Raw genomic sequence first — 16090 nt, forward strand, 5'->3', positions numbered from 1 at the left:
TTTTACGCTCCCAGCTTGCCGTTGATTTTGGCATTAAAGCCATAGACCACACCCGACCCGGCATATTTCACCAGATTGACCTCGCGCGTCTGGCCCGGTTCGAACCGAACGGCGGTGCCCGCCGGGATATCAAGACGGAAACCGCGCGCGGCCTCGCGATCAAAATCAAGGCCCGGATTGGTTTCATAAAAATGATAGTGGGATCCGACCTGCACCGGGCGATCCCCGGTATTGGCGACGGTCAGTGTTTTGGTTTCGCGATCCTGATTAAGGATCAGGCTGCCTTCTTTGGTAATGATTTCACCTGGAATCATGGCCTGTTTCCTTTGCCTAGCGGATCGGTTCGTGAACGGTCACAAGCTTCGTCCCGTCGGGAAATGTCGCTTCGACCTGAATTTCATGGATCATTTCGGCAATGCCATCCATCACCTGATCGCGCGTGATGACGGTCGCCCCGTCACGCATCAGATCGGCAACCGATTTGCCATCGCGCGCGCCTTCGACCACAAAATCCGTGATCAGGGCAATGGCTTCGGGATGGTTCAGTTTCACACCGCGTTCAAGGCGGCGTCGCGCCACCATGGCGGCCATTGAAACCAGCAATTTGTCCTTTTCGCGTGGCGTCAGATTCATGCCGTTCTCCTAAATTTCCCAAAGACGCGGCAGGCGCGCCGGAAGTCCGCGTGTTTCATGGCGGAACTGTTTCCACCACGCGCCGTAAACCCGGCGCAATTTCATCGGATCGCGCGCCATGAAACGCGTGATCACAATCCCCTTCATCGCGGTTGCCGCGCACAACACATCCGTTTCCATCAAACCCTCGGATGCGCGCGCCAGACAATCGCGGGCAATATCAAGCTTATCTTCGGCACCCTGCCCGACCAGAATCGCGGTCGCCGCCGCCCGCGCCCCATCAAAGGATGCGGGATGATCCAGCATGCGCAAAACATCACCTTCCAGATGCAGCGCATCGCGCCAGACAGGCCGCCCGTCAATCGAGACATCCCACGCATCACGCGCCAGCCCGGTTGTGAAAACCTCGCCGCGGGCAAGGCGGCCAAACACCATGATTTCACCGGCCATCACCTGCCCGGAACCGGCAACGGAAACACTCGTCTTGCGGCGCAGACGCGCCTGATCAAACAGGATGGTTTCATGCGGCAGCCATTCCAGCCAGCCGTTATCTTCGGCCACGAGATCAACCGACATCACGCAATCGGGCCCGGCGGAACGGTAAATCTTTTCTGCGGCCTGGGCGGTAAATAGCGCGGATGCCCCTGCCCTGACCCGGCCTTCGAATGCCAGATGATCGCCGCCCACCATGCCGCCCGATGTCGTCACCAGAACGGCAGTCACCAGATCCCCGGCCATCGGACGCGGGAACAGGATTTTCATCGGATCGCGGTAATAAAGATGATCAAGGGCCGCAAAACCCGCACACGGCTTAAACGCAACCTCAGCCCGGCCGTCGGTGACGATCGGGTTGGAAGCGTCTGACATTTGCGGTTCCGCCTTCAAATCGCTGCGGACCGGGTTTTCGAGTTTGCGAAGCTGCACAAAGCCACCTGAATATTTCAGTCGCACAACCGGTTAACCCGTGGTCAGACCGGCTGGCCCATCGGCAAATACAGCAAGATGCGGGCCAAACCGCACAGCCCGCAATCACGCCATTTACCGCACCGGCCCCAATTCACCCATGCGCAAAATTTTGGCAAATGCTGATCAAACAGTCAGATACGACCGCACCTTTTCGCGATCCAGTGCATCCTTGGACCCCGCCAGCACCACCTCGCCACGTTCGAGCACGACGATCTCGTCGGCCAGTTCATGGGCGAAATCAAAATACTGTTCGACCAGAAGGATCGCCATATCGCCGCGATCCGCCAGCTGTTTGATGACGCGCTGGATATCCTTGATGATCGATGGCTGAATGCCTTCCGTCGGCTCGTCAAGCACAAGAAGTCTAGGACGCGTGACCAGCGCCCGCCCGATGGCAAGCTGCTGCTGCTGCCCGCCCGAAAGATCGCCACCACGACGGCCCAGCATGTCACGCAGGACCGGGAACAGTTCAAAAATCTCGTCAGGGATATGACGAAGGGCGCGCGGAAGGGCGGCAAACCCGGTTTCAAGGTTTTCCTTCACGGTCAGAAGCGGGAAAATCTCGCGCCCCTGGGGGACAATCGCGATCCCGGACGCCGAACGACGCCACGCCGGATCGCGCGAAATGTTTTTGCCTTCCCATGTGATGTTGCCATCGGCAATCGGATGTTGACCGACAACGGCGCGCATCAGCGATGTTTTCCCCACACCGTTGCGCCCCAGAACCGCCGTGACCTTGCCGGTCTCCGCACTAAGCGACACCTTGCGAAGCGCATGCGACGCCCCATAAAACAGATCGATATTGGCTACATCCAGCATGATCAGCGCCCCAAATATACTTCGATGACCCGCGGGTCTTTCTGAACATGGTCAAGGCGGCCTTCGGCAAGCACCGATCCTTCGTGCAGAACCGTCACCTTGCAATCAAGGTCGCGAACAAATTCCATGTCATGTTCGACCACCACAACCGACCGATCCGTTGCAATGGATCGCAGCAATTTGGCGGTCTGTTCGGTTTCGGAATCCGTCATCCCGGCAACCGGTTCATCCACCAGAAGCAATTCCGGCTCCTGCATCAGCAACATGCCGATTTCCAGCCACTGTTTCTGCCCGTGCGACAGGTTGGCGGCCGTCTCGTCACGCTTGTCGGTCAGCATGATCGTTTCAAGCGTCTGTTCAATGCGAAGCTTCTCGTCATTGCCCAAACGATGGAAAAGCGCCTGAAACACGCCACGCCCGCCCGAACAGGCCAGCAGCAGATTGTCAAACACCGTATGGCTTTCAAACACGGTCGGCTTCTGGAACTTGCGCCCGATGCCAAGGTTCGCGATCTCGGCCTCATCAAGCTTCGTCAGATCGACTTCGCTTCGAAACATCACATCGCCGGTATCGGGCCGGGTTTTACCGGTGATGATATCCATCATCGTCGTCTTGCCCGCGCCGTTCGGCCCGATAATCGCGCGAAGCTCGCCCGGCTCGACATAAAACGAAAGGCTGTTAAGCGCACGGAACCCGTCAAAGGTGACGGAAACCCCATCGACATAAAGGATGGTATTGGCTTTGGCGGCCTTGCGTTCGGCCTTTTCAATCTCGATTGCGGCTGCCTCGCTCATGCCTTGCCTCCTTCGTTTGCACGCCCGTTCAGGAAACGCTTGCGCAGGGTGCTAAACGCCGATTGCCGGTCGGGTGCCCCAAATGCGGGCACCGCACCGATCACGCCCTTTGGCAGGAACAGGGTCACGGCGATGAACAGCCCGCCCAGGAAGAACAGCCAGAAATCAGGCATCACACCGGTAAAGAAGGTTTTGGCATAGTTCACGATGAACGCTCCCAGCACCGCACCATACAACGTACCGCGCCCGCCAACCGCCACCCAGATGACGATTTCAATCGACAATGCCGGGGCAAATTCACCCGGATTGATGATGCCGACCTGCGGCACATAAAGCGATCCGGCAATCCCGGCCATCACGGCCGATACGGTAAAGACGAACAGCTTGTAATATTCGACCCGGTAACCGGTAAAACGCACGCGCGCCTCGGCATCCCGGATCGCAATCAGAACCTTGCCCAGACGCGAATTGGTAATACAGCGCGCCACGACATAACAGATGCCCAGCATCACACAGGATGCAATGAACATGGCCGCCCGCGTTCCATCGGCCTGCAACGAGAAACCAAGCAGATCCTTGAAATCGGTCAGGCCGTTATTACCGCCAAAGCCCATATCGTTGCGGAAGAATGCCAGCAACAGCGCATAGGTCATCGCCTGGGTGATGATCGAAAGATACACCCCCGTCACCCGGGACCGGAAGGCAAGGAAACCAAACACAAAAGCCAGAAGCCCCGGCACGAACATCGCCATCACGATGGCGAACCAGAACATGTCAAAGCCGTACCAGTACCACGGCAATTCGGTCCAGTTCAGGAACACCATGAAATCCGGGAGTTCCGGGTTGCCGTAAACCCCGCGATCCCCGATCTGGCGCATCAGATACATACCCATGGCATAGCCGCCAAGCGCAAAGAACGCCCCGTGACCAAGGCTTAGAATCCCGCAGAACCCCCAGATCAGATCAACCGAAAGCGCCAGCAACGCATAGCAAAGATATTTGCCAAGCAGGCTCATCATCCATGTCGGAACATGAAAGGCCGATCCTTCCGGTACGATCAGGTTGCCGACCGGGATCAGGATGGACGCCGCAATCAGGATCGCAAGCAGGATCATCCCGCCGCGATCACGCAACAGCCACCCGATCACCGGCGTCATTTGGTATTTCGTGCGATAGTCGGTCATGTATCAGGCCTCCACCGCGCGACCCTTAAGGGCAAACAGGCCCTTTGGTCGTTTCTGGATGAACAGGATCAGCGCAATCAGAACAAAGATTTTCGCCAGCACCGCACCGGCCACCGGTTCAAGAAACTTGTTCACGATGCCAAGACTGAACGCGCCAAGAACCGTGCCCCAAAGATTGCCAACCCCACCAAACACCACGACCATGAAACTGTCGATGATGTAAGCTTGGCCAAGGTTCGGGCTGACGTTTGAAATCTGGCTAAGCGCGACACCGGCAATCCCGGCAATCCCGGAACCAAGCCCGAAAGTCAGGGCATCGACATATCCGGTGCGAATGCCGACCGACCCGGCCATGCGGCGGTTCTGGGTCACGGCACGCATCTGAAGGCCAAAGGCGGTATAGCGCAGCACAATCGCGATTCCACCCACCACAATCAGACTGAACAGGATGATCCACAACCGGTTGTAGGTCAGCACCAGACCGCTTGAAAGCTCAAGTGCGCCGCTCATGAAATCAGGGGCGGTAACCTGCTGGTTGGTTGCGCCAAACAGGCTTCGGATCGCCTGCTGCAAGACAAGGCTGACACCCCAAGTCGCCAGAAGCGTTTCAAGCGGACGACCATACAGGAACCGGATCACGCAGCGTTCGATCACGATGCCTACCAGACCGGCAACAACGAATGCCGCAGGCACCGCAATCACCAACGACCACGGCGAACCCGACGGAATGACAGATGAAAAAATCTGCTGCACGACAAAGGTGGTATAGGCACCGATCATGATCATTTCGCCGTGCGCCATATTGATCACGCCCATCACGCCAAAGGTGATGGCAAGGCCAACTGCGGCAAGCAACAGCACGGATCCAAGACTGATGCCGCGATACACATCCCCCAGCGTCTGCCACATCGAAAGCCGACCCTCAACCTCGGCAAGCGCGTCTTTGGCCGCTGCAACGACTTCGGGCTGATAGCCTTCGGCTTCGGCACTGGCAACGAATTGCGACAATACCGCACGGATTTGCGGTGTGGTTTCGCTGGCCAGCACTTCGATGGCGGTCAGACGTTCCTCGGTGGTTTCACCGGCCGCCAGCGCCATGGTCGCCCGTGCAAGCTCCATCCGTGCCAGAAGCGTCGCATCCTCTTCACGCTCGATCGCGCGGATCAGCAATGGCAACATCGACGGATCGCGGGCGTCCATGACCTGCTCGACGGCGGCAGTACGGATGCCGATATCCTGACTAAACAGGTTAAGGGCGGCCAACGCATCGCGCAGCGCGCCACGCAGACGGTTGTTGATCTTGATCTTGTCGAGTTCCTTGGAACCGCTTTCTCCCACAACCTCGCCGCTGACGACGTCGATATGGTTCCAGACCTTGCCCTTTTTCTCGCCAATCACGACATGCTCGTCGCTGGCGCGGACGAACAGGTTGCCTTCAAGCATCGCATTCAGGATCGGCGCGACGCGGGGGTCGCCATCGGCGGCCATGGCCTCGATTGCTTCAACCTTTTTGGTCGAACTTTTATGGTTGAGCTGTTCCGTTATATTGCGCAGTTCTTCATCGCTAAATGCGTGTGCCGGTCGCGGCGATGCCAGCACCATCACCGCAAAAATTGCGGCCAGGGCAAACAGGACAGGCAGGGAATTGTTCGCGCGGATACGGAAACGGCACAGGACAGCGGTCATGACAGTACGCATGGTCACCAAGCCTTTGAAAATCGGATATCAGAAATCGCAAAAAGAATGGTTGCCCAATCATCAGGACAACGAAAAACAGGCTGGCTGTATCAACAGCCAGCCTGTCCAATCCCGATCAATACATCGGTTTTTCACAGTTGCCGCAGACCCACGGATAGGTCCAGTCGGCGGTCAGTTTTGCGCTTTCTGGCAGGAAGTCCGACCATGCATCGCCAACGACGGTGCCTTCGGTTTCCCAAACGATGTCAAACTGGCCATCATCCTGCACTTCGCCGATCAGAACCGGCTTGGACAGGTGATGGTTCGTGTTCATGACAGCAGTACCGCCGGTCAGGTTTGCAACTTCCTGGCCATACATGGCCTGACGGACGGCATCGACATCGGTGGTGCCAGCCTGTTCAACAGCCTGTTTCCACATGTTAAAGCCGATATAGGTTGCTTCCATCGGATCGTTGGTTACGCGTTTTTCATCACCGATAAAGGCATGCCATTTTTCGATGAAGGCCGAGTTCGCATCGGACTCAACCGACTGGAAATAGTTCCAGGCAGCCAGATGACCGACCAGCGGCGCGGTATCGATACCAGCCAGTTCTTCTTCACCGACCGAGAAGGCAACAACCGGAATGTCTTCGGCTTTGATGCCCTGGTTGGCGAGTTCCTTGTAGAACGGCACGTTGGCATCACCATTAATGGTCGAAACCACTGCGGTTTTCTTGCCGGTGGATGCGAATGCCTTCACATCGGCAACAATCGACTGCCAATCGGAATGACCGAACGGGGTATAATTCTCCATGATGTCTTCATCGGAGATACCCTTGCCATTCAGGTAGGAACGCAGGATTTTGTTGGTCGTGCGCGGATAGACATAGTCCGTTCCCAGAAGAACGATACGCTCGGCACCGCCGCCATCTTCGCTCATCAGGTAGTCAACAGCCGGGATTGCCTGCTGGTTCGGCGCGGCACCGGTATAGAACACGTTGCGCGAGCTTTCCTCGCCTTCATACTGAACCGGATAGAACAGCATGCTGTTCAGTTCTTCGAAGACCGGCAGTACCGACTTGCGCGAGACCGAGGTCCAGCAGCCGAACACGACATCGACCTTGTCTTTTTCAATCAGTTCACGTGCTTTTTCGGCGAAAAGCGGCCAATCCGAAGCCGGATCGACAACAACTGCCTCAACCTGTTTCCCCAACAGGCCGCCATTTTTATTCAGATCGTCCACCAGCATCAGGACCGTATCCTTCAGCGTGGTTTCCGAAATAGCCATCGTCCCAGAGAGAGAGTGCAGAACGCCGACTTTAATCGTATCAGCGGCCTGGGCATTTGACATGGTCATTGCCGACCAAGCCAAGGCCCCAGCGCCCATAAGCGCCTGAAGCTTCTTATTCATTCTATTGCCTCCACTGCGAGTTTATTGCACCGCAGTGGTGCTTGCTAAAATCGTGCCAGATTCCGAATAATATGCTGCAGCGCCAGAAATCGCGGCGACTCAACGCAATATCCAACTATTTAACAGGCAAAAAACGGAAAATATTTGCGCCGGACGCGATTTCAATGATCACTTTTCGATCATTAATTAAAATTTGATTATTTTTTAATCACGTTGACCTGCGGCCGCTCAGCCCTTATCTGAGGGGCGGAAGTTTCGCCTTTCTGCGGTTATTGCACCACAATGCCCATAGGCCGAAGCATCCCGCCCCGCCGGTTCGCCGGCGGGGTTGCTTATATGCAGTAATGCGGGTCAATCATTGTGCCGCAATGGCAGGCAGATCCGTTGAAATGTCGCCGATCACTGATCTGATCCGATTACGCAACCAGACCAGCCCCACATCCTTATCCGCCCAGATCGGCCAGTTCATGGTCACCGGCGGAAAGTTCAGCGGAATAGGCATTTCACAGAACACCAGCCCAAATAACGGCGCATATTGTGCCGCAATCCTGCGCGGCACAGTCGCGACAATCGGAGCGTTCCGGGCAGCGGCAAGCAACGGCATGAAATCCGGCGCGGCCAGAACGACATCAAGATCAATGCCAATTGCGCGCAAGGCATCACCAACGCAGCCTTCGACATTTCCCGTCTGGGACAGGACCGCGTGGCGTGCGCCAAGGTATGTTTCGCGAGATAGCGGCAGTGTCAGCTTGCACATATCGGGGTTAAAGCAACAGGCCACACTGGATTCAAACAGCACTTCGCCAATCTGGCGGGATTCCTTGCATCCGATTGCCAGATCGATTTCCCCGGCATTTAGCATCAGATCGACCGTCTCGACAGTGATCGAACGACTCACCAGACGCACACCGGGTGCGGTTGATTGCAAATGGTGCACCAATGCCGGCAACAGAACCATTTCCATTTCGCCGGTGATACCGATCCGGAAAATGCGATCTGCCGTGTCCGGATCGAAACTGTCGGTCGACTGCAGCGCACTTTGTGCCTGTGTCAATGCGGCCCGAACCGGTCCGGCCAATGCGCGCGCTTTTGCGGTTGGCTGCATTTTCTGTCCGACACGGACAAAAAGATCATCCTGCAACAGCATCCGGAGCGTTGATAAATTGTGGCTCATGGCGGACTGCCCAATCCGCAACTTTTCCGCAGATTTTGTGACACTTAGCTCTTGCATCATTGCGTCAAACGCAATCATGAGATTGAGGTCAAATGACCTTAAATTGAAATGATCAATAGTATCCATGATCCGCATCGATTTGATTACTGACTGATTGGAATATAGCCTTTCTCTATCGCGTTACAAGCTGCCGGTTAAATCCCGGCATTTGATTGAGGGAGAATATTCTGATGCTGTCACGCAGAGACATGCTTAAAGGTTCGCTTGCTGCCGCTGCCATCGGGGCGACGGCCAGCACCGTTTTTATTCCATTGCGCGCCGCGGCCAAGGCGCCACTGGTGGGCACACAGGCCCCCGGATATTACCGGCTGATGGTGGGCGACGTCGAAGTTACCGCACTTTCGGATGGGACCGGGCAGTTCCCGCTTGCCGATCTGTATCTGAATACCAGCCCCGAACATGCGCGCACGGCCCTTGCCAATGCATTTCAGGGAACCCCGACATCGACATCCGTGAATGCCTATCTTCTGAATTTCGGCGACCGTCTTGTTTTGCTTGATGCCGGGACCAGCGACCTGTTGGGACCGGAACTTGGTAAATTGCCGGCCAATATCATCGCGTCGGGCTATCACCCCGATCAGATCGATGATGTGGTGATTACCCACATTCACACCGATCATAGCGGTGGATTGATCATGAACGGCAAGAAAGCCTTCCCCAACGCCACGGTGCATGTACCGAAACTTGATGCCGAATACTGGCTGAGCACTGAAAACCGCGACAAGGCGCCGGAAAGTGCCAAGCAGTATTTTGATCAGGCCGTCCTATCGACAAAGCTCTATAGCGAAAGCGGTACACTTTCGACTTACGAGGCCAATGCATCACCCGTTCCGGGCCTGATCAATTCAACGCATCGTCCGGGTCATACACCGGGCCACAGTGCACTTTGGTTTGAAAGCAAAGGCGAAAAGTTCGTTTATTGGGGCGACATCACCCACGGCGATGTCATCCAGTTTGACGAACCGGGTGTCTCGATTGCGTTTGATGTCGATCCAGATCAGGCGATAACCACCCGCGAGGCTGCCTTTGCCGAAGCCGTATCAGAAAAATATCTGGTTGCCGGGTGCCATATCGCCTTCCCGGGTATTGGGCATGTCATCGAAGACAGCACGATGTTTGACTGGGTGCCGATGAACTATCGCGCTGACGTCTGATCCGACTTCCCCGACCCGCGCTTAAGACGCCAGACGAAAAAAGGGCGACCTGCATCACGCAGGCCGCCCTTTGATTTCCTTTTTCGACAAAACCGGCTATTCCGGCATCCCGGCACGGATCCACTGCCCCAGTTGTACCCGTTCTTCGTCCGTCATTTCGGTCATGTTGCCAAGCGGCATGGCACGCCCGATAACGGACTGGGCCAGAACACGCTGCGCATTGGCTTTGACCTGCGCGATGTCATCAAACATTACGCCCATCGGCGCCTCGTCAAAGCCTTCATCGGTCGGGTTGGCAGAATGGCAGGCCGTGCAGCGGGTCTGAACAATCGCCAGCGCATGATCGCCGGTGATGATTTCCTGATCGGCCAGCTTGGCGGCATCGGGATCATAGGACGCAAACAGCGCCAGGATTGCCATGCCCACCGCAGCCGATGGCAGTTGCCATGCAATCGCCTTGCCGCGGCCCCCGGCATTACGCGTGTTAAAGAAATGGCGCACCAACCCACCAATGATCAGGATCAGGCCGACAATCAGCCACGACTGATCATGGGAAAACAGCATCGAATAATGGTTGCTGATCATCATCAGCAAAACTGGAAGAGTCAGATAGTTGTTATGCGTGGATCGCTGCTTGGCCTGCAATCCCAATGCCGGATCGGGTTTTTCGCCCGCCATCAGGCTAGCGACGACCTTTTTCTGGTTGGGAATGATGATGCGAAACACGTTGGCGGCCATGATCGTGCCAATCATCGCACCGACATGAATAAACGCCCCGCGACCGCTGAAGACATGGGTAAACAGATAACTCGCTGCCATGATCAGGATGAATAATGCAACCGCAAGCTTGCCGGTACTTTTACCAATCGCACTTTTGCAGATGATGTCATAGATCACCCAACCGGCAAACAGGCTGGCAAGCCCGATCAGGATCGCATCCCATTTGCCAAGCGGCATGATATTCGGATCGATCAGATAGCTTTCGGCACTCCAGTAATACATCGTCACCAGAAGCGCAAAACCGGTCAGCCAGGTAAAATAGGCTTCATATTTGAACCAGTGCAGTTCGGGCGGCATGGATTTCGGCGCGACCATCCATTTATTGACATGGTAAAACCCGCCGCCATGGACCATCCATGCCTCGCCATACACGCCCTCGTCCATGCCGGGACGCTTGCGCAGGCTCAGATCAAGCCAGACGAAGTAAAAGGATGAACCGATCCACGCGATACCGGTGATCAAATGCGCCCAGCGCAGGATCAGATTGATCCAGTCCTGAAACAGAATATCCACCCGTTGAAACCTCCGTCTTGCAGGACGTCTCTCATACTGCCCTGCTGTCCCCTTGCCGGTTATGCGATACATCTGACCACATTGATCCGGAATTATTCCAATCAGAGTCCTAACATAGCGTATCCGGGCGCTCTATTATTAAGGGCAGGTGCATAATCGAAATGACTTTCAAGTTATTTTTTAAAATGGCACAGTGACCGTCAGGATTTGGAAGAATACAAATTCAGAAAATAAAAAAGCTGTATCAGGAGCCCGCAACCCATGTCCGACTTTGAGGACATTCAGATTTTTGTCCGCGTAGCCGAGCTTGGAAACCTGTCTGCTGCCGGGCGCGAATTGCGCCATTCGGCGGCGGTTGTTTCAAACCGGATTGCACGCCTTGAAGAACGGCTGGGTGTCAGGCTTTTGAACCGCACCACACGCCGGGTGAACCTTACCACCGAAGGCGATGTATATTACCGGCACTGCCTGCGCATTCTGGCCGAAATGCAGGAAGCCGAAAACGCCATCGCCAACCAGAAAAACACCACGCGCGGCCCGGTAACGCTGACCTGCCCGATTGCGTTTGGCAATAAATATGTCGCACCGATCATCCCGAAATTTGTCGAGAAGAACCCCGATGTACAGGTCAGACTGCACCTTTCCGACCGTTTGCTTGACCTGCTTCAGGACAAGGTCGACCTTGCCATTCGCATTGCCGAGTTAAAGGAAAGCTCGCTGATCGTGCGCAAGCTTGCGGCCAACAAACGCATGCTGGTGGCAAGCCCGGCCTATCTGAAAAGGCATGGTATCCCCATCGCACCCGGTGATTTACTGCACCATAACTGCCTGTTGCTGCGATTTCCGGGATCACGTCAATATCAATGGACCCTGCTCGGCTCACAGGAAGAAGGCCCGGTGACCCTGTCGGTTTCGGGATCCATGGATTCAGACAATGGCGAAGTCCTGACCCGCTGGTGCCTTGACGGGCATGGCATCGCCCTTAAATCCTACTGGGAAGTCGGCGAATATATCCGCAACGGCCAGCTTCAGGTGGTTCTGCCCGATTACACGCCCCCAGCCCATGCGGTTTACGCGCTTTATCCCGAAAACCGTTACCTGCCGACACGCGTACGTGCCTTTGTCGATTTTCTGGTAGGCGAGTTTGGCGGAACACCGCCATGGGAGCATTAAAGGATGGCAAGTGGTTATTGGCTTAATCTTCCAGTTATGGGGTACGGCGAATGGACGGACCGGGAGCAGGTTATTTGGATTAACTTTAAGGAGTTCACAATACTTCCCCTTAAGAAAGACAATCAGGCGTCCATTCACATAGACCTCAACAATCAGAAAATTCAGATGAGCGATGCCATTACATTAACGAACACTTTCCTCAGCCATTTGAGCTGGTGCTCAGGGCAAGCCTATTGAACAACAAGCGGTTCTTCGGGAAGTGCTGTTAAGATTTCTCAATTTGACCGGGAGCAACGCATGCTTTTCTCAGGATGTCTTGGTGGATTTCCTGACTGCTTTGAACTAACAACTGATCCAGTTGTAGCAAATGCACTTGCTTTTTACCGGCACGGAAAATCGGCAGAACGGTACTCCTTAGCGGATTCCTGCTTATCCTATTACAAAATATTAGAAATCATTAAAAGGCGGGAAGGAACAGACAATTTAGACCAAATAATTAATCAAAAAATACCCTATATGACCAATCTAAACAAACGGTGCATGGCCTTCATTGAAGACAAGTCATCTCAAAAAGGTATCAGCATATCCAAATTCTTATTCAAAGAAGTTCGAAACCAAGCAGCACATTACTTCGAAGACTCTTCAATCAATTTAGATAACGAAGATGAAAATGAGCTTTTCAAATATGCCGTCAATCCAATGCACGATCTAGCTCGTTGTGTAATCAAAGAAACGTTGAACACCGACGATTATATTTATGCGTTTTCATATCACAAGAACTCACTGAAATTCTTTGAAGAACAAGAAAAAGGCAATTATTAGAGATTTTTCTTATCCCTTAATTTCCTGCAAGTAGCCTCCCAAAACAGCCGCGACATTGAACCCGATGACGTCATGGGCATAACCACCTTCCATGACAAAGACGGTTTTCAATCCCAATCGCCCGATCATTTGTCCGATCCGTTTGAAATCATCGGTTTGCAGTCTGAAATCGCACAGCGTTTCGGCCTCATGGGCATCAACGCCAAGGGCGATCACCAGGGCTTCGGGCTGCCATGTGATGATTTTCTGAATGGCCTTTGAAAAACCTTGTGACCACGGCCCAAAATCCGATCCGCCGGGAAGCACGATATTCAGGTTCGCCCCCTGCCCGCCCAGACGACCGGTTTCGTTTTCATAGCCCATGAAGAACGGAAACTGGTGTTTCGGGTCGGCATGAATCGAGACAGTCAGAACATCACCACGGTCATAGAAAATATCCTGCGTTCCGTTGCCATGATGGTAATCGATATCAAGTATCGCAACCTTTCTAGCACCCTTGGCAATCATCTGCTGGGCAGCAATGGCCGAGTTATTGAGGAAACAATATCCGCCATAACGATTGGCATGCGCATGATGTCCCGGCGGGCGGGTCAGGGCAAAGGATGCCTCGCCATCGTTCCAGACAGCATCGGCCGCCGATACCACTGTTTGCGCGCCCCAATAGGCCGCCTTCCACGTTCCCTTGGTAATCGGGGTATCGGATGAAATGGCATATTGCCCAAGACGCGCGCTGATATGGACGGGTTTGCCGCCTGAAAATCCGGCCGTTGGCCAGACATAGGGAAAAGCGTCGTGGTCGTTGCCCGCCGCATTCCAGTCCGCCCATGCGTTTTCAAGAAAGGCCAGATAATCCGCATCATGAATTGAGGCAATCGGTGCCATGCCGTGATCGGCCGGATCAACAAGTTGCGCCTGCACCGAGTGGGCCACCGCATCACGGATAATTGCCATACGGCGGGAATTTTCAAAGCATGGAATCAAACGCCCATGGTGCATTTCACCATTCCCGTCATGGGCATCGTGGCGGGAATTAAAAAACACACGCATGACTGACTTCCTTTCCGGCAAAGGCGATAAGGGGCATCTATCCCCTTATCGTAGCAGAAAGTTCTTAACAGGTAGCTATTTGCGCGCGGTGCTGTATAGCAGTTCGGCGATGGTTTCAAGGAACCCGCCAAGCTGTTTGCGCAGATTTTCAGACTCCCGCGCCAGTTTGCCCGCCATATCACGCGTGGTATCGGCAGCCTCGCCCGTCTGACCGGCCATTTCGGAAACCACGGTGATATTGTCGGTGACTTCCTGTGCGCCGCTGGATGCCTGTTCGACATTGCGTGTGATGTTCGATGACAGTGCCGTCTGGGTTTCGACATTGTTCGAAATCAGGTCCGAACGGGCGGCCAGATCATCAATGACAGATGCAATTTCGCGGATCGAATTAACCGACGCTTCGATCGCATTCTGGATATCCTGAACTTTTTCCTCAATCGATTCAGTGGCCTTGCTGGTCTGGTTGGCCAGTCCCTTGACCTCGTTGGCGACAACAGCAAAGCCCTTGCCTGCTTCACCAGCACGGGCAGCTTCGATAGTGGCATTCAATGCCAGAAGGTTGGTCTGCGCAGCAATATCGCGGATAAAACTGACGACTTCTACGATTTCGCCTGCGGCGGCTTCGAGCTGACCAATCCGGCCATCGGTTTCCTGCGCCAGACCATTGGCGCGATGGGCAATTTCAACCGATTCACGGGCCTGATCGGCAACGGTGCGGATCGACTGGTTCAATTCTTCGGATGCCTCGGAAACGCCCGAAACATTGGCGGCAGTCTGGCGGGCCGCAGCAGCAACGTTGGTCGAACGCGAACTGGTTTCGTGCGCAATGCGGTTGGCATCACCCGATGCGTTTGAAAGTGCACCTGCGGCTTCGGCAATCTGATCAACAGCCTCGAACGAACCGCTTTTGAATTCTTCGATGATGGTGTTAAAGCCGGTAAGCTTCTTTTCAATCGACGAAGTTGCCGCATTGATTTTCTGCGCCGACGTCAGATAGGCACCGACCAATCCGGTTTCGACAATCCTGCGATAATAACGGTTTTCAGAAACCGCGCCCATGGATGCCGCACTTTCCCGCAGGAAGGCGTCATTGCGGTCGATCAGCCTGTTGATCGCGATGAAAAGTTCGCGCATGTCGGGATGACTGTCGACATTGGTAATGCGTGCTTCGTAATCACCCTCCGCCGCGGCAAGAACAACGTCCAGTGCCTTTTTGATCCCCGATTTGCTGGAACCACCAAATAGCGACATTTTGAAACCTCGAATTAGCAATCAGCCTAAAGGCTTTGAATGAATTTGTCGTATGCCAGACCGGCATCTGAAAGCTTTTGCGCCAGCGCCTTACCAGCCGCAATCATGCCGTCCTTGCGGTTGGCAGTGCTTTCTTCGATCTGGCGGAGTTCCGCGTAAAGCGGGATGATCTTATCCTTGAGGACTTTCGGATCAGCCACCCGACGGTTCGAATGGTAGCCAATAATTTTGCCATTCGCGTCAAGACTGGGCGTGATATGCGCATATACCCAGTAGTGATCGCCGTTCTTTGACATGTTCACGACATAGGCGAAAATCTCGTGACCAGCAGCGATTTCATCCCAAAGCAACTTGAAAACGCAGCGCGGCATGTCGGGATGACGAATGATCGAATGGGGCTGGCCCAGAACTTCCTTTTCACGGTAGTCGGAAAGACGCAGAAAAACCTCGTTGGCATAGGTAATCCGGCCCTTAAGGTCCGTTTTACTGACAATCAGTTCTTCAGGCTTGAAATGGCGTTCCTTGCCGGTTGGCTTGGACCTGACTAGCGTTTCGCTCACGTTTCTGTCCCCGATTTTCTGTCCGATAACCTGCCATTGTAGATCACAGCAGTTTTGCATGTCCGGATATCA

16 protein-coding genes are annotated in these 16090 nt (G+C 54.5%); 3 read left to right on the forward strand and 13 right to left on the reverse strand.

The genetic code is table 11. The features are described 5' to 3' along the window. Nucleotides 1-2: 2 nt before the first annotated feature. The 9 genes from R1T41_RS05790 to R1T41_RS05830 all read right to left on the reverse strand — a co-directional run bounded on the left by R1T41_RS05790 (nt 3) and on the right by R1T41_RS05830 (nt 8793). Nucleotides 3-314: an urease subunit beta gene (locus R1T41_RS05790; RefSeq protein ID WP_007088864.1), complete on the reverse strand. Its 312-nt coding sequence runs from the start codon at nt 312-314 to the stop codon at nt 3-5. A gap of 16 nt (nt 315-330) precedes the next feature. Further along, on the reverse strand, nt 331-633 hold the full coding sequence (locus R1T41_RS05795; RefSeq protein ID WP_007088863.1) for an urease subunit gamma: 303 nt from the start codon (nt 631-633) through the stop codon (nt 331-333). Between the two features lie 9 nt (nt 634-642). Next, complete coding sequence (locus R1T41_RS05800; protein ID WP_317340557.1) at nt 643-1500, reverse strand: urease accessory protein UreD; 858 nt, start codon at nt 1498-1500, stop codon at nt 643-645. 222 nt (nt 1501-1722) lie between these two features. Continuing rightward, on the reverse strand, nt 1723-2418 hold the full coding sequence (gene urtE, locus R1T41_RS05805) for an urea ABC transporter ATP-binding subunit UrtE (RefSeq protein ID WP_062951169.1): 696 nt from the start codon (nt 2416-2418) through the stop codon (nt 1723-1725). A 2-nt stretch (nt 2419-2420) separates the two neighbouring features. Then, nucleotides 2421-3212, reverse strand: a complete 792-nt coding sequence (gene urtD, locus R1T41_RS05810) for an urea ABC transporter ATP-binding protein UrtD (protein ID WP_114109462.1) — start codon at nt 3210-3212, stop codon at nt 2421-2423. Further along, entirely contained in the window at nt 3209-4396 is a 1188-nt protein-coding gene (gene urtC, locus R1T41_RS05815) for an urea ABC transporter permease subunit UrtC (RefSeq protein ID WP_317340560.1), read from the reverse strand. Before urtC ends, urtD begins: the two co-directional genes overlap by 4 nt. Nucleotides 4397-4399: 3 nt before the next feature. Then, on the reverse strand, nt 4400-6094 hold the full coding sequence (urtB, locus tag R1T41_RS05820; RefSeq protein ID WP_317340562.1) for an urea ABC transporter permease subunit UrtB: 1695 nt from the start codon (nt 6092-6094) through the stop codon (nt 4400-4402). A 115-nt stretch (nt 6095-6209) separates the two neighbouring features. Next, nucleotides 6210-7484 (reverse strand): urea ABC transporter substrate-binding protein, encoded by a 1275-nt coding sequence (gene urtA / locus R1T41_RS05825; protein ID WP_062951166.1) that lies wholly within the window; start codon nt 7482-7484, stop codon nt 6210-6212. A gap of 355 nt (nt 7485-7839) precedes the next feature. Continuing rightward, nucleotides 7840-8793, reverse strand: a complete 954-nt coding sequence (locus R1T41_RS05830; protein WP_317340565.1) for a LysR family transcriptional regulator — start codon at nt 8791-8793, stop codon at nt 7840-7842. Nucleotides 8794-8888: 95 nt separating this feature from the next. On the opposite strand from R1T41_RS05830, the gene R1T41_RS05835 reads away from it, so the two are divergent. Beyond that, on the forward strand, nt 8889-9872 hold the full coding sequence (locus R1T41_RS05835) for an MBL fold metallo-hydrolase (RefSeq protein WP_062960637.1): 984 nt from the start codon (nt 8889-8891) through the stop codon (nt 9870-9872). A 96-nt stretch (nt 9873-9968) separates the two neighbouring features. On the opposite strand, the gene R1T41_RS05840 is transcribed toward R1T41_RS05835, so the two are convergent. After that, nucleotides 9969-11165 (reverse strand): urate hydroxylase PuuD, encoded by a 1197-nt coding sequence (locus tag R1T41_RS05840; RefSeq protein WP_317340567.1) that lies wholly within the window; start codon nt 11163-11165, stop codon nt 9969-9971. Between the two features lie 261 nt (nt 11166-11426). On the opposite strand from R1T41_RS05840, the gene R1T41_RS05845 reads away from it, so the two are divergent. Continuing rightward, complete coding sequence (locus R1T41_RS05845; protein WP_317340568.1) at nt 11427-12338, forward strand: LysR family transcriptional regulator; 912 nt, start codon at nt 11427-11429, stop codon at nt 12336-12338. A gap of 297 nt (nt 12339-12635) precedes the next feature. Further along, nucleotides 12636-13160 carry a methylamine utilization protein MauJ gene (mauJ, locus tag R1T41_RS05850; RefSeq protein WP_317340569.1) on the forward strand — a complete coding sequence of 175 codons (525 nt, stop codon included), beginning with the start codon at nt 12636-12638 and terminating at the stop codon, nt 13158-13160. Nucleotides 13161-13169: 9 nt separating this feature from the next. Here mauJ and R1T41_RS05855 read toward each other — a convergent pair whose 3' ends face one another. From R1T41_RS05855 to R1T41_RS05865, 3 genes are all read right to left on the reverse strand, one after another. Further along, entirely contained in the window at nt 13170-14207 is a 1038-nt protein-coding gene (locus tag R1T41_RS05855; RefSeq protein WP_317340570.1) for a histone deacetylase family protein, read from the reverse strand. Between the two features lie 75 nt (nt 14208-14282). Beyond that, entirely contained in the window at nt 14283-15458 is a 1176-nt protein-coding gene (locus tag R1T41_RS05860; RefSeq protein ID WP_317340572.1) for a methyl-accepting chemotaxis protein, read from the reverse strand. 26 nt (nt 15459-15484) lie between these two features. After that, a complete protein-coding gene (locus tag R1T41_RS05865) occupies nt 15485-16018 on the reverse strand; it encodes a PAS domain-containing protein (RefSeq protein ID WP_062960632.1) in 534 nt (177 codons plus the stop codon). Nucleotides 16019-16090: the final 72 nt, after the last annotated feature.

Origin of the sequence: Thalassospira lucentensis (assembly GCF_032921865.1) — a bacterium.
Taxonomy (GTDB): Bacteria; Pseudomonadota; Alphaproteobacteria; order Rhodospirillales; family Thalassospiraceae; genus Thalassospira; species Thalassospira lucentensis_A.

Coding starts and splice junctions, on each gene's coding strand:
- R1T41_RS05790 (WP_007088864.1), bottom strand. CDS start 314: ATGATTCCAGGTGAAATCATTACCAAAGAAGGCAGCCTGATCCTTAAT.
- R1T41_RS05795 (WP_007088863.1), bottom strand. CDS start 633: ATGAATCTGACGCCACGCGAAAAGGACAAATTGCTGGTTTCAATGGCC.
- R1T41_RS05800 (WP_317340557.1), bottom strand. CDS start 1,500: ATGTCAGACGCTTCCAACCCGATCGTCACCGACGGCCGGGCTGAGGTT.
- urtE (WP_062951169.1), bottom strand. CDS start 2,418: ATGCTGGATGTAGCCAATATCGATCTGTTTTATGGGGCGTCGCATGCG.
- urtD (WP_114109462.1), bottom strand. CDS start 3,212: ATGAGCGAGGCAGCCGCAATCGAGATTGAAAAGGCCGAACGCAAGGCC.
- urtC (WP_317340560.1), bottom strand. CDS start 4,396: ATGACCGACTATCGCACGAAATACCAAATGACGCCGGTGATCGGGTGG.
- urtB (WP_317340562.1), bottom strand. CDS start 6,094: ATGCGTACTGTCATGACCGCTGTCCTGTGCCGTTTCCGTATCCGCGCG.
- urtA (WP_062951166.1), bottom strand. CDS start 7,484: ATGAATAAGAAGCTTCAGGCGCTTATGGGCGCTGGGGCCTTGGCTTGG.
- R1T41_RS05830 (WP_317340565.1), bottom strand. CDS start 8,793: ATGCGGATCATGGATACTATTGATCATTTCAATTTAAGGTCATTTGAC.
- R1T41_RS05835 (WP_062960637.1), top strand. CDS start 8,889: ATGCTGTCACGCAGAGACATGCTTAAAGGTTCGCTTGCTGCCGCTGCC.
- R1T41_RS05845 (WP_317340568.1), top strand. CDS start 11,427: ATGTCCGACTTTGAGGACATTCAGATTTTTGTCCGCGTAGCCGAGCTT.
- mauJ (WP_317340569.1), top strand. CDS start 12,636: ATGCTTTTCTCAGGATGTCTTGGTGGATTTCCTGACTGCTTTGAACTA.
- R1T41_RS05855 (WP_317340570.1), bottom strand. CDS start 14,207: ATGCGTGTGTTTTTTAATTCCCGCCACGATGCCCATGACGGGAATGGT.
- R1T41_RS05860 (WP_317340572.1), bottom strand. CDS start 15,458: ATGTCGCTATTTGGTGGTTCCAGCAAATCGGGGATCAAAAAGGCACTG.